Raw genomic sequence first — 16,281 nt, 5'->3', positions numbered from 1 at the left:
TGATTTCTAAAGCATTTTCATAAAACTATTCAATCAATAAACTTTGGTGCATTTGGTGAATAACTATGATTAAATAAATCCAATTAAAAAACGATAATATTATGTAGAGAAAGCTATTTTCTCAAAAAAGTCCTAAGGACATAAAAATATGAAAACAAAAATTTTAAAAACAATTTCATCAAGTTTTCCTTTGTTAATTTTTATTGCTCTGTCAATTCTTTTTATTAATGTTATTGAATTTGAAAAGTCAATCAATTTCAAAAATCATATATTGTTTTGGAGTTCACTATCAGGTCTTATAATCAGCTTTTTATTTGCGATTTATTATTATTTTGGAGTTGAATCATCATTAAGAAAAATCAAATTATACATTAAGAAAATAGCTGAAAATGATACTCTTTCTATATCGACCGCACTAACAGAATTATCACATGGAAATTTAACTGCAGAAATAAAATTTAATTCCAACAACATCGATTATAATTTTGGTTTAATGCAAGATATTGTTGAAGATTTAAATTCCATTGTATCGAACTTGAGTGATGCAAGCAAAGAATTCAACACTGCTACAGATGTTCCATGCAAAAGATTATTTTATGTTGGAGCTGATTCATATCTTGAAGGCAGAAAATGTGCCGAAGCAATGATTGAAGGATTAAAAGGGAAAGGAAAAGTTGCAATTATTATTGAAAGATTTGGTGTAATTGGACAGGAATTAAGAAGAAAGGGATTTCAAAATTATCTTAAAGAAAATTCTCCACAAATTGTTATTGTTGATGTTGTAGAGGGTTATAATAATCCAGATTTATATTTAGAAAAAACAAAAATGCTTCTTAATAAATATCCTGATTTATCAGGAATCTATATCACTCATGATGGTGGTGGTTTTTCAAAAACAATAAAGGAATTAAAACTAAAAGATAAATTAAAAATTGTCTGTCATGATATGAGCAACAGGACAATGAATTTAATAGCAAATGGAGAAATTTTTGCTACTTTATCTCAGAATGAATTTGCTCAGGGTTACAATCCTGTTGTTCATTTATTCAATCATATTGTTGCAAATTGGGAACCGCCAAATCCTCGATTACTAACAGAGCTACAATTAATAACAAAAGAAAATTATCACAAATACTGGCATCCTCAAAAAGGTGTTATTGAAAATGAAGAAAGTATTTTGAAGAGACCTAAACCCATTAAGGAATCAAATAAGTTAATTAAAATTGCTGTTTTAGGAAGAGAAGGTTCAGATTTTTGGGTATCATTCAAAAAAGGAGTTGATGCAGCATCAAACATTTTAAGAAAATATAATGCCCAAGTAGATTGGATTATTCCTGAAGGTTCACACACAGAAAAAAGTTTTAATATTAGTGCAGAAATTTATGGTGCAGCAATTGAAAAATGCATAGAGAAAAAATACGATGCAATTTGTACCGGAATTTATGATAAAAATTTAGTTACATATATAAACAAGGCTGTTGATAAAGGAATTCCTGTAGCAACCTTTAATAGTGAACCAATGAGTTTACGCGGTCTACTGAAAACTTTATCGGAAAGAACCATTAAATTATCCGAATTCAGCAAAAATTTATCTAAAGTTGCAAATAACACAATTGAAATTACAAATAACAATGCTGCTTCAATTCAAAATATGGTAAGAAGTTTAACAGAAGAAGCTACTTCTGTAAATACAGCAAATTCAAACATAGAACAAATTTCTGCTGCAATAAATAACATTGCCAAAGATTCACATGAACAATTAGTTGCATCCGAGCAAGTATCCTCTGCAGTAAATGAAATTGCAAAAGCAGTTGATGTTGCAAATAAAATTGTTTCGTCAATTGTAAAATCTTCAGATGAATCAATAAAAGTTGCCAAGCAGGGCGAAAATTCTGTAATGAAAACAGTTGAACAGATGAAAGTAATAGAAGAAACTATTCAAAATTTTGCATTGAAAATTGAAGAGATGTTAAAACAATCCAGACAGATTGAAGAGATTATCCAAACAATTGAATCAATTGCAGACCAAACAAATTTACTGGCATTAAATGCTGCAATTGAAGCTGCAAGAGCTGGAGAACATGGACGTGGATTTGCAGTTGTAGCTGATGAGGTGAGAATTTTAGCAGAAAAATCTGCTGAGGCAACAAAACAAACTTCAAATATTATTTCAAAAGTTCAGCAGAATATTTCCAGTGCAAATGAATCAATTAAGACTATTGTAGAAAAAGTTAATTATGGAACTGATTTAGCTAATGAATCAGGAAAAGTCATCGAAAAGCTATTGAATTCATATTTCAATATGAACAAGCAAATTGAAAATATGGTTAATGCAAATAATACAATTTCAGATATAATGAAAAGTTTACTGGAATCAACAGAAAAAATTTCGACTGTTATTCAGCAAAACATGAGTGCAACAGAAGAATGCAGCCATAGTGTTAAACATACAGTTGAAATGATAAACAATATTTCAACGATAAGTGAATTTAATGCAAGTATGATAAATGAAATTTCTGAAAAGACTGTTAATGCCAAAAATGAAGCAGAAGAACTTGGAAAAGTAGCCTCAAACTTATTGGAAATGGCAAACGAACTTCAGGCGGCAACAGCACAATTTAAAATCGATTAACTTTTATCTGCTCCAACAAATTTTAATCTATTAACTGCTCTTTGAAGTGAAGCTTCAGCTCTTTCAACATCAATTTTTTCTTTTCTTGAAGCAGATAATCTTTCTTTTGCACGTTGTAATGATTTTCTTGCTCTTTCAATATCTATTTCTTCTCTTCTTTCAACACTATCAGCAAGAATCAAAATTTTATTTTTGAGAACTTCAATACTGCCGCCGCCAGTTGTAAATTCAGTAACTGTTCCGTTTAATTCTTCTACCTTAATTCTCCCTATTTCGAATGTGCTGAGCAATGGTGCATGATTAAATAAAACCTGAAAACTTCCAAGTGTACCTGGAACAGTAACAGATTTAACTTTTCCAGAATAAACAATTTTTGATGGTGTAATAATTTCTAAGTTAAGTTCTTTTATCATTGTGCTAATCTTTTTGCTTTTTCAACTGCTTCTTCAATTGTGCCTACGTACATAAATGCCTGTTCAGGCAAATCATCATGTTTGCCTTCAAGAATTTCTTTGAATCCTTTAATTGTATCTTCAAGCTTAACATATTTTCCAGGTGTGCCTGTAAATTGTTCTGCAACATGAAAAGGTTGACTCAAAAATCTTTGAATTCTTCTTGCTCTTCTAACAATAATTTTATCTTCTTCAGAAAGTTCGTCCATACCAAGAATATTAATAATATCTTGTAAATCTTTGTATGCCTGGAGAATTTCTTTTACCTGTTTAGCAACATTATAATGTTCCCAGCCAACAATATCTGGCTGCAAAATTCTTGATGTAGAATCGAGCGGGTCAACAGCTGGATAAATGCCAAGTTCTGCAATTTGTCTGCTTAATACTGTTGTAGCATCAAGGTGCGAAAATGCTGTTGCAGGTGCAGGGTCTGTTAAGTCGTCCGCAGGAACATAAATTGCCTGAACAGATGTAATTGAACCTTTATCTGTTGATGTAATTCTTTCCTGAAGTTCACCCATTTCTGTTGCAAGATTTGGCTGATAACCTACAGCAGATGGCATTCTTCCGAGCAAAGCAGAAACTTCTGAACCTGCTTGAGTAAAACGGAATATGTTATCAATAAACAACAATACATCTCTTCCCTCTTCATCGCGGAAATATTCAGCAATTGTCAAACCTGTCAAACCAACTCTTAAACGAGCTCCGGGAGGTTCATTCATTTGACCAAATACAAGAGCAGTTTTTGATAACACTCCAGATTCTTTCATTTCAAGCCAAAGGTCGTTGCCTTCACGAGTTCTTTCTCCAACTCCTGCGAATACAGAATATCCGCCGTGTTGTTTAGCAATATTATGAATTAATTCCTGAATAATAACTGTTTTACCTACACCAGCACCACCAAACAAACCAGTTTTTCCACCTTTTGTATATGGTTCAAGTAAGTCAATTACTTTTATTCCTGTTTCAAACATTTCTTGTTTAGTTGCAAGATTATCAAATTTTGGTGCATGGCGGTGAATTGCATATCGTTTCTTTGCTTTAATTTCACCTAATCCATCTATACCTTCACCAATTACATTGATTAATCTACCGAGAGTTTCTGGACCAACAGGAACAGTGATAGGTTCACCAGTATCGTAAGCTTTCATTCCACGCACTAAACCATCTGTTGTATCCATTGCAACTGTTCTAACACGATTTTCTCCTAAGTGCTGTTGAACTTCAACAACTAATTCTTCTTCTTTTCCTTCTAAATTGACTCTTGGAATTTTAACTGCATTATAAATTTTTGGTAAGTAGCCGTCTTGAAAGTCAATATCGACGACAGGACCAATAACTTGAACAATTACACCTTCATTTGATGCCATTTTTCTACCTGTTTTAATAAAATTATTGTGCAAAATTATGAAAGATGAAAGTGATTTCCAAAAATCATATCAATCATAAAAAAGTAAAAAAATAAATTCTCGTTAAAACAATTTTCATGTAGATGGAATTTTTTCTACCAGTTCCATTCCCTTTTCCATTGCTTCTTTATTCAATGGAATGAGGTGATGATATCTTTCTGGTAAAACTTTTTTTAATGCTTCGAGAGCTGTCTCAAATGATATTATTGGTTTCTTTTTAAGATATGCACCAAGAATAATCATATTCATTACTCTTGTGTTTTTTAACTTCGCAGCTTCGTTTGCTGCTTCAACTGGAATTATTTCTACATCATTTCTTGTAGGAGGATTTAGAATTGTACTGGACTCATAAATTATTAAACCATTAGGTTTAACTGCATTTTGAAATTTATCGAGTGAGGGCTGATTGAGTGCAATAAGTGTATCAAATTTACTAATGATTGGTGAACTTATTTTCGAATCACTAATTATTGTAATACAATTTGCTGTACCGCCGCGCATCTCTGGTCCATACGAAGGCATAAAGCTTACTTCTTTGCCTTCAAGAACGCCGCCGTAGCATAAAATTTGTCCAAGAGACAAAACTCCCTGTCCACCAAAACCAGCAATTATAATTTCTTCTGTCATGGTTTTCTCCTTATTCAGATTTGGATAAATCAGGTACTTTCAAGTCACCAAGTGGATAAAACTTGAGCATATTTTCTTCAAGCCATTTGTTGGATTCTACAGGAGTCATTTTCCAGTTAGATGGGCAATTTGATACTATTTCAACAAAACACAATCCTTTTTTATGTTCCTGAAATTTGAAACCATTCATTATAGCTTTTTTGGCTCTTCTAACATTATTTGGAGTATTAACTGCAACACGAGTGCAGTAATAAACCCCTGGAAGTTGTGCAATTAGCTCTGTAATTTTTAATGGATTACCCATAACAGAAACATCTCGTCCAAATGGTGTAGTTGTAGATTTCATACCAACAAGAGTAGTTGGAGCCATTTGTCCGCCGGTCATTCCATATATTCCATTATTGATAAATATAATCAAAATATTTTCGCCGCGGTTGCAAGTATGAATTGTTTCACCAGTTCCAATTGCTGCTAAATCGCCATCACCCTGATATGAAAAAACATATTTATCGGGTAACATTCTTTTAATTCCTGTTGCAACTGCAGTAGCTCTTCCATGAGCTGCTTCTGTCATATCAATATCAAGATAATTATATGCAAAAACTGCACAACCGACTGGAGCCACTCCAATTGTTTTATCCTGAATACCTAGTTCATCAATTACTTCTGCAATTAAACGATGCGCTACACCATGTCCGCAGCCTGGACAATAATGCATTGGAATATCGATAAGTGTTTTTGGTCTTTCATAAACAAGATTTTCATTTACACAAATATTTTCTTCTTCTATCATTTGTTCAAAGTGTTTTTCTTCATCTGTTAAAATTTGATTGCTCATACTTTTTCTCCTATAAATATTTCTTCAATCTTTTGAAGAATTTCATCTGGAGATGGAACTATTCCTCCCATTCTTCCATGAAATTCAATTGGAGTTTTTCCGTTGACAGCAAGACGAACATCTTCGAGCATTTGGCCTGCATTCATTTCTACTACAAGAAAATTTTTGACTTTATCTGCAAGATTATTTAATTGTTGATATGGAAATGGGAACAAAGTTATTGGTCTAAATACTCCCACTTTAATACCTTTTTGACGAGCAAGTTCAGCAGCTTTTGAACAAATTCTTGCTACTAATCCAAAAGCGACCAAAACTATATCTGCATCTTCACAATTAATCATTTCAAATCTAACTTCATTTTTCTCAATTTCTTTGTATTTCTTCTGCAAGTGCAAATTAATTTGTTCCATTTTTTCTGGTTCAATGTGAAGTGAGGTTATGATATTTCTTTCTCTTTCTTTTGGTTTACCAACAGTAGCCCAAGGTTCAATATTAGTTTTGCGAGGTATTGGTTCAAACAATTCTACTTTTTCCATCATTTGGCCTAAAGCTCCATCAGCAAGAATCATTACAGGATTACGATATTTAAAAGCCAAATCAAAACTTAATGGAACAAAGTCAACCATTTCCTGAACCGATGAAGGAGCGAGAACTATCAATTTATAATCTCCATGGCCCCCACCTTTGACAGCTTGAAAATAATCACCTTGAGAAGGCTGAATAGTGCCAAGCCCTGGACCACCTCTTACAACATTTACAATTAAACATGGAAGTTCAGCACATGCGATATAAGATATTCCTTCCTGCATTAAACTAATTCCAGGTGAAGAAGATGAAGTCATAACTTTTTTGCCAGTGCAAGCCGCACCATAAACCATATTAATAGCAGCCACTTCACTTTCTGCTTGAAGAACAACCATTCCAGTTCTTGCATTGGCTTCGCGAGTCAGATATTCAAGGATTTCTGATTGAGGTGTAATTGGGTAACCAAAGTATCCATCACAACCAGCACGAATAACTGCTTCGGCAAGTGCTTCGTTGCCTTTCATTAATGTTAATTCTTTTTTCATTGTCTCACCGTAACTGTTATATCATTTTTGACATTTGAAATTGTTGCAATTGGTTCTTTCTTTTTATCTGTCTTTCGATATACTTTAATAATTCCTTCGGGACACACAAGTGCACAATTAACACAACCTGTACAATTATCTTTTATCTTTACAATGTAATGATAACCTTTAGAGTTGATTTTGCGGGAAAGTTCAAGAGTCTTTTGAGGGCATGCAGCAACACAAAGTTCGCAGCCCTTGCATTTTTCAATATCAATTATGATATCACCTTTAACTTTTGCCATATAAACCTCAGATTATTTAAAATAAAAAAAGGTTATAGTTTTGCTATAACCTTTTCTTCAGTTAATAAAAATTTAATAGTAGTATTTCCACAAGAATAAATTTCATTTTAAAAACCGTAAAAGAGCTTAAATGTATAAAACTAATATGCCAGTCTTTAATTACAATTTAGTCATTTTTCTTGTTTGAAAAATAATAATTATTATTCAAAAACAAAGGGGGATAATTTTATTAAAATTCTTCTAATTCAAATTGGGATTCAGTTTTTCCACTTATGAGAAATGCATAACAGTTTTTAAGAAAATATTTACAATGCTGCATGTTTATCTGCATGGTAAGAACTTCTTACGAGTGGTGAAGATTCAACTGCCTTAAATCCTAATTTTAATCCATATTCTTTGTAGAATTTAAATTCATCTAATGTGACATAACGATGAACAGGAAGATGATTTTTGGTTGGCTGCAGATATTGTCCTATTGTCAAAATATCACAACCGCTGTTATACAAATCATTCATTAGTTCAATAACTTCTTCTTTAGTTTCGCCTATTCCTACCATAATTCCACTTTTAGTTTTAAGACCTCTTTCCTTAAACCATTTAATTACATTCAAACTTCTTTCATATTTAGCTTGAGGCCTAACAGCATGATACAATCTTTTAACAGTTTCAAGATTGTGATTGAGAATATCTGGTTTATTTTTCATGATAATTTCGAATGCATGTTCTTCACCTTTAAAATCGGGGATTAATATTTCTATTGTTGTATTTGGCATTCTCTCACGAATCAATCTTACTGTTTCAGAAAAAATTGATGCACCTCCATCTTTCAGCTCATCTCTGTTTACTGATGTAATAACAACATGATTGAGTTTAAGAGCTTCAACAGATTCTGCTACTCTTCTTGGTTCATCCAAATCGAGTTCATTTGGGATTCCTAATTTAACATTGCAAAATCCACAGCTTCTTGTGCATGTATCACCTAAAATCATAAAAGTTGCAGTTCTTCTGTTCCAGCATTCGGCAATGTTTGGACATTTTGCTTCTTCACACACAGTATTCAATTTTGATTTACGCATCAATTCATAAACATCTTTGTAATTTTTTCCGCTTGGCAATCGGACTTTCAACCATTCTGGCCTTTTCCCTGGATTTATCTTTTTTTCTATTTCTTCCTTAAATGCCAATTGATGCTGATTGATTTTCATGTAATCTCCAATGTCATTCAATTATTATTAAATGTTATTAATTCACGAAACTTTGTTTTGTGTTACCTATGTTGTGTTCGCTTTTTTTACGAAGCTTCGTTTCGTGTTACAAAATTGTTAATTCGTTACACAAGATTCTCATCAAAGTTTTCCAAAAATTCTTTTATTGACTTCAAAAATTTACCGCCAAGCATTCCATCAATCAAACGATGGTCGTGACTTAATGAGAGATACATCATTGCTCTTACTGCAATACTTTCAATACCTTCATTTTCAATTACAACTGGCTTTTTTATTACACTTCCAACACCTAAAATTCCAACTTCGGGTTGATTGATTATTGGCGTTCCAATTAATGTTCCGAACACTCCATAATTTGTAATTGTGAATGTTCCATCAATAACATCTTCAAAAGTTAATTTTTTTGTTCTTGCTTTTTGACTTAATTCTGCAATAGCCTTGGCAATTCCAATTATGTTCATTTCATCAGCATTTTTAATATTTGGAACTATCAGACCATTCGGCTCGAGTGCAATTGCAATTCCAAGATTTATATATTTTTTTACAATAATTTTTTCTTCTTCAATAACAGCATTCATCAATGGATATTCTTTCAAAGCTTTTACAGCTGCATAAGCAATAAAGGGAAGATATGTAAGTTTAACTCCTTCTTTAGCATATTGCTCTTTTTTATTATTAATAAAATTGTGAATCTTTGTTACATCAACTTCTGTAACCGAAGTAACATGAACAGCAGTATCCCGACTTTTAACCATGTTCTCCATAATTTTTCTTCGAACATGGTCAACAGGAATTATTTCAACTTTTTCAGGTGATGAAATTTTCTTTTCTAAATCTTTCTTTTCTTCATGTATAATTTTTTCTTTGGATTTTCTTTTTTCAACATAATCAAGAATATCTTTTTTGGTAACTCTGCCTTTAATTCCTGTGCCTTCAATTTTTTCTAATTCTTCAATGGATATATCATGCTGTCGTGCAATATTTAATACTGCTGGTGAATAAAATCTTTTTGATTTTGATTCAAGCTTCACTTCCTTTGCAACATATGATTCAATTTCATCTATTTGTTTTTGTTCTGTAAAATTCTGTATGATTAATTCTTCATCTGTAAGAATTCTTGCTATAACTGCACCAACTTCTACTGTTTGACTTTCATCGAAAAGTATTTCTTTAATTACACCATCAACGGGCGAAGGAATTTCGGTGTCAACTTTATCTGTTGATATTTCAAGAATAACTTCATCGCGTTTAACATGTTCACCAATTTTTTTATGCCATTTAATTATTGTTCCTGATGTTATTGATTCCCCCATTTTAGGCATAACAATATCAATTAATTTTTTCTCTTCTTGTTCAATAATTTTAAAATTGCTACCACTTTCCTCTTGAGTATCAACGATTGCAACAACAGTTCCAACTTTTGCAGTTTCATTTTCATTAACTAGAATTTCGGTTAAAATTCCATCGCAAGGAGAAGGAATTTCTGTATCAACTTTATCGGTAGTAATCTCATAAATAATTTCATCTTTTTTAATTTTGTCACCTACTTTCTTATGCCACTTAATAATTGTTCCTTCAGTTATCGATTCTCCCATTTGAGGCATAATTATTTCTACTTTCATTCATTCTCCATTAATTAAATGAAATATGATTAATAAGTTAATAATTCTTTGAGACCTTCGTAAATTTTATTTTTATCTGGAAGGATAAATTTTTCAAGAATAGATGAATATGGTATTGGAGCATCTTTAGCTGCAATTCTTTTTACTGGACCATCAAGATATTCAAAACAATTTTCTGCTATCAATGCAGAAATTTCTGCTCCGAAGCCGGCTGTTAATGTATCTTCGTGAATAACTGCTACTTTACCTGTTTTTTTAACAGAGTTAAATATTGTTTCAATATCAAGTGGTTGAATTGTTCTTATGTCAATAATTTCAATTGAATAACCTTCCTGTTCTAATTTTTTTGCGGCAAAGTTTGATTCATGAACCATTGCACCATAAGTTACAACTGTCAAATCATTTCCTTCCTTGATTATTTTTGCTTTCCCAAATGGCAAGAGATAATTTGTATCTGGCTCCAACGAAGATGCATAACTTTGTCGATATAAACCTTTATGTTCAAGAAATAAAACCGGGTCATTTAATCTAAGTGCGGTTTTCAACAAACCTTTTGCATCTGCAGCATTAGAAGGATATGCAATTAATAAACCAGGCATATGTGCAAAAAAGCTTTCAATGTTTTGACTATGATAAATTCCACCATGAATATAACCACCAACTGCAACACGAATTACCACAGGAGTTTCAAATAAATTATTTGAGCGATAACGATACATCACAAGTTCATCTCTAATCTGCATAAATGCGGGCCAGATGTAATCACCAAATTGAATTTCGACACATGGTTTAATTCCTGTGAGAGACATTCCAATTGCAACACCAACAATACTTGCTTCAGCTAATGGAGAATTAAAAACTCTGTTATTCCCAAATTTTGTTGATAGACCTTTTGTTGCTGTAAATACTCCGCCTTTGGGGTCAGCTACATCTTCACCAAAAAGAAAAATTTTATCATTAAACTCCATTTCTTCTTTCAGAGCATGATTAATTGCGTCGACCATAACAATATTCTTAGAAAAATTTTCAGACTTCTCATAAACAAGCTCATTCCGTCTGTTTGATTCATCAAGGACAAATTTTATTGCAGATTCTGGTTTAGGTTCTGCTTGTTTTAAAGCCCAATCAGCAGCTCGATTAGTTTCTTCATGTATTTCATTTTTAAGATTTTCTAAAAACTCTTCGGTTATTAATTCTTTCTGCACCAATAAATTTGATAAAATATTGATTGGGTCTTTTTTGGATTCTTCATCAAGAATTTCAATTGGTCTATATTTTTTTTGGTCATCAGAAGATGAATGTGAAAATAATCTAACGACATGAGCTTCAACTAAAACAGGACCAAAACCATTTCTTACATAATCAAAAGCTTTTTGTGCAGCAAGATAAGATTGGATAAAATCTGTCCCATCAACTTCAATTCGATATAAATTTTCGTAGCCTTTCATCATTTCATAAATAGAACCATTTTTGCCGGCAGTTTGATTTTCAACAGGAACAGAAATTGCCCATTTGTTATTTTCAATTAAAAAAATCACTGGAAGTTTATCGCGGCTTGCCCAATTTACAGCTTCATGAAATTCGCCTTCACTTGTTGCCCCTTCGCCGCTGCTTACATAAACTACTCCATCTTTTTTAAGCTTTTTTAATCCAAGAGCAGTTCCAACTGCTTGAAGATACTGAGTGCCTGTTGGACTTGATTGAGAAGGTATATTTAATTTTTTCGAAGCCCAGTGAGAAGGCATCTGTCGTCCAGCACTCATTAAATCATCTGCTTTTGCAAGAAAATTTAGAAAAATCTCTTCAGGTGTTATGCCTAATGAAAGTACGAATGCTAAATCTCTGTAATATGGATAAGCCCAATCAATTCCTTTATTCATCATTTTGCCAAATGCAATTTGAACAGCCTCATGACCTGCCCCAGCAATATGAAAAAATGCTTTACCCTGCTTTATAAGTGTCATTTGTTTATTATCGATTTCGCGGGATAAAAGCATTAATCGGAGTGCATCTAAAAGATTTTCTTTGGGTATTAGAGTTTCAACTTCATTTGTAATTTCAAGAACATTTTTTTCTAAAGCAGAATTATTTTTTTTATTCATTTAATTTCCTTCCAATTTTTTAGAAAATAATAGGCTGATTAGGACTTATTCAACTTTTTCTTCTTTTAACAAATAAAAATCTTTCTTCTTAACAATAACATCAGAATACCCAAATACTTTTACAAATTCATCAAGTAGAATTTTTTTTGTTTCTTCAATATCAATTTTATTCTTTAATTCTTTTTGCAATGATGTAACATAATAATCTCTTATTCCACAAGGGACAATTCCGCCAAAATAATTCAGGTCTGTATTAACATTAAAAGCAAATCCATGCATTGTTATCCATCGGCTTACTTTAATTCCTATTGCAGCAATTTTTCTATCCTGTATCCATACTCCAGTATATTTTGAATTTCTTTCTGCATTTAATCCATAATGTGAACATGTATTTATAATTACCTCTTCAAGTGCACGAAGGTATTCATGAGTATCTTCTTTCCAGTTTGATAATTTTATAATTGGATATCCTACTATTTGTCCGGGTCCGTGATAAGTTATATCACCTCCTCTATCAATTTCGTAAACTTTTATTCCAAGTTCATTTAATTGACGATTATTAATTAAAAGGTGGTCTGGATTTGCAACTTTTCCCAAAGTATATGTGTGATTATGTTCCAAAAGGAAGAGTGTATCTTCTATTTCATTTTTTAATCTTTTCTGAAAAATATTGTTTTGCAAATCCCATGCTTCTTTATAATCAATAAATCCGAGATTGCAATATTCAAGAATTCTTTCTGATTTCACTTTGAAAATCTTTTTTGTTTTTAACCGAATACAATGAATTTTATAAAAAAATCAACATTATTTCTTAATTCTATACTAAAATAAAATAAATCCTGATTCCTTAACAAGAAGTTCATAAGAATTGTTCATTAATCAATAAGATTAATTTGAATGGATATTAAATTAAAAGTAAATAATTGATTCTATTTTGAAGGATGATAGATTGGAACTGTGAAATAAAATTTACTTCCTTTGCCCAATTGACTTTCTACCCAAATTTTGCCTCCCTGTTTTTCACAAAATTCTTTGCAAAGAATTAATCCAAGTCCTGTTCCCTTTTCTGTCGAGTTCCCAATTTCTCTTACATTAACATCAATTCTAAAAAGTTTTTTGACATCATCTTCACTTAAACCAACTCCGGTATCTTCAACACAAACTTTAACAAAATCATCTTCATCTTTAGTAATAATTTTTACTGAACCATTTTCACCAGTAAACTTTATTGCATTTGTAAGCAAATTGCGAATTATAGTATCAAGTAAATTTTTATCTGCATAAACCATTAACGAAGAGTTCATGCTTACAGTAATTTTTATATTTTTCTTTTCAGCTTGAGGTTTGACAAGTTCAACAGTTTCCTTAATAATATTTTTAATTGACAATGGTTCAAGATTAATTTGAAGCCTTCCAGATTGAGCTCGTGCCCAGCTTAATAAATTCTCTAGTAATTTTTGTGTATTTCGTGCTGTATTATAAATTGTTTTAATATATTCTTTCTTTTCATCATCACTCAATTCATTATAATCTTCTACTAAAATTTCTGAAAATCCGAGCAAAGTGATAAATGGATTTTTCAAATCATGTCCAATGATTGAGAACAATTTATCTTTTGCTGAATTTAATTCTTCCAGCTTTCTTTCTGATTCATAGAGCTGATTGTTAAGTTCAACATAGCGAGCTGCTTCCTGTTCAATTTGGTCGCGTGAGTATGCAATATCCTGTAATAATTTTTCTCTTTCAATTTCTGCTTCGATGCGGTCAGTTATATCTCTCATTATAAACAATATTAGAATTGGTTTATTTTCTTCATTACGAATAACATCAATTTTTGATTCAACATAAAAAAATGAATTGTCATTACGCTTCAATCTAAAAGTGTAAGAAGTGCAATGTTTTCCTTCAGACAAACTTTTAAGATTTTCTGTAAATCTTTCTAAATCATCCTGAAAAACAAATTCACTTAACTTTTTCCCAAACAAACTTTCAATTGATACATTACCAACCATTTCCATAAACTTATCTGAAGCAAAAGAAATTGTTCCATCTAATTCTGTTGTAACAATACCATCTGGAGAAGTTGCCAAAATTGATTGGGAAAGCATTTCACTTTTTAGCATTTGTTCTTCAGCAAGTTTGCTTTCAGAAATATTCTGAGCAAAAATTGAAACGCCTGTTATCTCCTCTTCACTATTTCTAACAGGATTGAAATAAATTCTATAATAATCATTCTGGTAATTATCAAAAGAATACTCTATGGAAAACTTATCTCCATTCAGAGCAAGAATAATACTATCTTCCCATTGTTTTCTTTCTTTATTATCTATAATTGAAAGAAAGTCATCGTTAATATTAATTTCTTTGGAATATCTTTTTGAAAAGAATTCTCTAAAATTCTGGTTGAATAAAATTAGTCGAAAGTTTTTATCAATAAACCAGATAAAATCATTATTGATATCCATTAAGGAAACAAGCAGATTTTTGTAATCAAGCCTTTCAGGTATTTTATCACTAATTATTTTTGAGTCTGTAATTGTGGAATTACTCATTATTCAACCTGCATACTTTTACGATTTATTATCGAAAAAATTTATTTTTTTTATAGCTTAATTTTAACAGCTCAATAGAATTAAGTAAATTTGATTAAAGCAAATGGAGATTCTATGCCAACTTTAATGGTAAGTGTGTCGGGAATTCGCGGTATAATCGGCGAGGGTTTAGACCCGCAGACAATTGTTAAATATACTTCTGCCTTTGCAGAATTTTGTGGCAAAGGTAAAATAGTTCTTGGAAGTGATGGAAGAATTTCTGGTGAAATGGTTAAAAATATTGTTGTCGGAACATTAATTGCCAAAGGAAATGATGTTATTGACATTGGAATATGCCCAACTCCAACTGTTTTATTCAATGTAAGAAATTTAAAAGCATCTGGAGGAATTCAAATTTCTGCAAGTCACAATCCAAACGAATGGAATGCATTAAAATTAATAAACCGCAAAGGAGAATTTTTAAGTCCAAAAGAAAATACAGCTATGCTAAGCTTAATTGAAGAATCCCAAAAAAAATATTCTTTGTGGAACAGATTAGGGAAAATAGTCAAGTATGATGAGGGGTTAAAGAATCATATTGAAGCCGTATTAAAAATGGACTACATAAACTTATCTAAAATTCGTAAAAGAAAATTCAGAGTTGTTTTAGATTGTGTTAATGGAGCTGGTGCATATTCAATGCCTCTTTTACTTAAAAAACTTGGCTGTGAAGTAATTGAAATTAATTGTGAAAAAAATGGAATCTTTCCTCGATTACCAGAACCAATTCCAGAAAATTTAAAATCCACAATGAAAGCAGTTAAAAAATATAAAGCTGAATTTGGAATTGTTGTTGACCCTGATGTTGACAGATTGGTTCTAATAACAGAAAAGGGAGAACCTTTTAATGAAGAAAATACCATTACACAAGCTGTGAAATTTTATTTATCCAAAAAGAAAGGAAATGTTGTAGTAAATTTATCTACAACAAGAGCAGTTGATGATGTTGCAAAAAGTTATGGTTGTAAAGTTTTTCGTTCTCCAGTTGGAGAAGCAAATGTAGTTAAAAAAATGAAAGAGGTTCGTGCTGTAATTGGTGGTGAAGGAAGCGGCGGAGTAATTCTTCCTGAAATCAACTTTGGAAGAGATGCACTGGTTGGAACTGTTATCCTGCTTCAGCATTTACTTGAATTTGGTGGTACATTAAGTGAATTAAAAAATTCTTTGCCTCAATATTTCATCTCAAAGAAAAAAATTGAACTTGGAAATCGAAATGGAGATGAAGTTATATCAAAGCTTGCCGAAAAATATTCTTCATACCAAATTAATCAGGAAGACGGATTAAGAATTGATTTTGATGACCACTGGGTTCATTTCCGAAAATCAAACACAGAGCCAATAATAAGATGCATAGTTGAAGCAAAAACAAAAAAAGAAGCAGAAAGTTTATCAGAAAAATATCTAAATGAGATTAATTTACTTTAATAA

General features: G+C 31.6%; 13 protein-coding genes. 2 read left to right on the top strand and 11 right to left on the bottom strand.

From position 1 onward, the window contains the following. Nucleotides 1-148: 148 nt before the first annotated feature. Nucleotides 149-2,632, top strand: a complete 2,484-nt coding sequence (locus AC27L2_RS08780; RefSeq protein ID WP_487211394.1) for a methyl-accepting chemotaxis protein — start codon at nt 149-151, stop codon at nt 2,630-2,632. On the opposite strand, the gene AC27L2_RS08775 is transcribed toward AC27L2_RS08780, so the two are convergent. The 11 genes from AC27L2_RS08775 to AC27L2_RS08725 form a co-directional block, all read right to left on the bottom strand. Further along, complete coding sequence (locus AC27L2_RS08775) at nt 2,629-3,045, bottom strand: F0F1 ATP synthase subunit epsilon (RefSeq protein WP_487211393.1); 417 nt, start codon at nt 3,043-3,045, stop codon at nt 2,629-2,631. The two genes, AC27L2_RS08780 and AC27L2_RS08775, sit on opposite strands and share 4 nt — an antisense overlap. Then, nucleotides 3,042-4,454, bottom strand: a complete 1,413-nt coding sequence (gene atpD / locus AC27L2_RS08770) for a F0F1 ATP synthase subunit beta (RefSeq protein WP_487211392.1) — start codon at nt 4,452-4,454, stop codon at nt 3,042-3,044. The genes AC27L2_RS08775 and atpD overlap by 4 nt, the downstream gene beginning before the upstream one ends. Before the next feature lie 114 nt (nt 4,455-4,568). Continuing rightward, nucleotides 4,569-5,120, bottom strand: a complete 552-nt coding sequence (locus AC27L2_RS08765) for a 2-oxoacid:ferredoxin oxidoreductase subunit gamma family protein (RefSeq protein WP_487211391.1) — start codon at nt 5,118-5,120, stop codon at nt 4,569-4,571. A gap of 10 nt (nt 5,121-5,130) precedes the next feature. Then, complete coding sequence (locus tag AC27L2_RS08760; protein WP_487211427.1) at nt 5,131-5,913, bottom strand: thiamine pyrophosphate-dependent enzyme; 783 nt, start codon at nt 5,911-5,913, stop codon at nt 5,131-5,133. A 41-nt stretch (nt 5,914-5,954) separates the two neighbouring features. Further along, nucleotides 5,955-7,028, bottom strand: a complete 1,074-nt coding sequence (locus tag AC27L2_RS08755; RefSeq protein WP_487211390.1) for a 3-methyl-2-oxobutanoate dehydrogenase subunit VorB — start codon at nt 7,026-7,028, stop codon at nt 5,955-5,957. Continuing rightward, a complete protein-coding gene (locus AC27L2_RS08750) occupies nt 7,025-7,312 on the bottom strand; it encodes a 4Fe-4S dicluster domain-containing protein (RefSeq protein ID WP_487211389.1) in 288 nt (95 codons plus the stop codon). Before AC27L2_RS08750 ends, AC27L2_RS08755 begins: the two co-directional genes overlap by 4 nt. 305 nt (nt 7,313-7,617) lie before the next feature. Continuing rightward, the gene (gene lipA / locus AC27L2_RS08745; RefSeq protein WP_487211388.1) at nt 7,618-8,517 is read right to left on the bottom strand and encodes a lipoyl synthase; all 900 of its coding nucleotides are present in this window, start codon (nt 8,515-8,517) and stop codon (nt 7,618-7,620) included. Between the two features lie 125 nt (nt 8,518-8,642). Then, nucleotides 8,643-10,160: a dihydrolipoyl dehydrogenase family protein gene (locus tag AC27L2_RS08740; protein ID WP_487211387.1), complete on the bottom strand. Its 1,518-nt coding sequence runs from the start codon at nt 10,158-10,160 to the stop codon at nt 8,643-8,645. Nucleotides 10,161-10,189: 29 nt separating this feature from the next. Then, entirely contained in the window at nt 10,190-12,262 is a 2,073-nt protein-coding gene (locus tag AC27L2_RS08735) for an alpha-ketoacid dehydrogenase subunit alpha/beta (protein WP_487211386.1), read from the bottom strand. A gap of 45 nt (nt 12,263-12,307) precedes the next feature. Next, entirely contained in the window at nt 12,308-13,009 is a 702-nt protein-coding gene (lipB, locus tag AC27L2_RS08730) for a lipoyl(octanoyl) transferase LipB (protein ID WP_487211385.1), read from the bottom strand. A 182-nt stretch (nt 13,010-13,191) separates the two neighbouring features. Further along, nucleotides 13,192-14,814 carry a sensor histidine kinase gene (locus AC27L2_RS08725; protein WP_487211384.1) on the bottom strand — a complete coding sequence of 541 codons (1,623 nt, stop codon included), beginning with the start codon at nt 14,812-14,814 and terminating at the stop codon, nt 13,192-13,194. 114 nt (nt 14,815-14,928) lie between these two features. Between AC27L2_RS08725 and glmM the strand changes: the two genes are divergently transcribed. After that, the gene (gene glmM / locus AC27L2_RS08720) at nt 14,929-16,278 is read left to right on the top strand and encodes a phosphoglucosamine mutase (RefSeq protein WP_487211383.1); all 1,350 of its coding nucleotides are present in this window, start codon (nt 14,929-14,931) and stop codon (nt 16,276-16,278) included. Nucleotides 16,279-16,281 lie beyond the last annotated feature (3 nt).

The organism is Rosettibacter sp. KY25, assembly GCF_057554405.1.
Note: the sequence above shows the minus strand (reverse complement) of the source record. Positions and strands in the feature narration are given on the sequence as shown.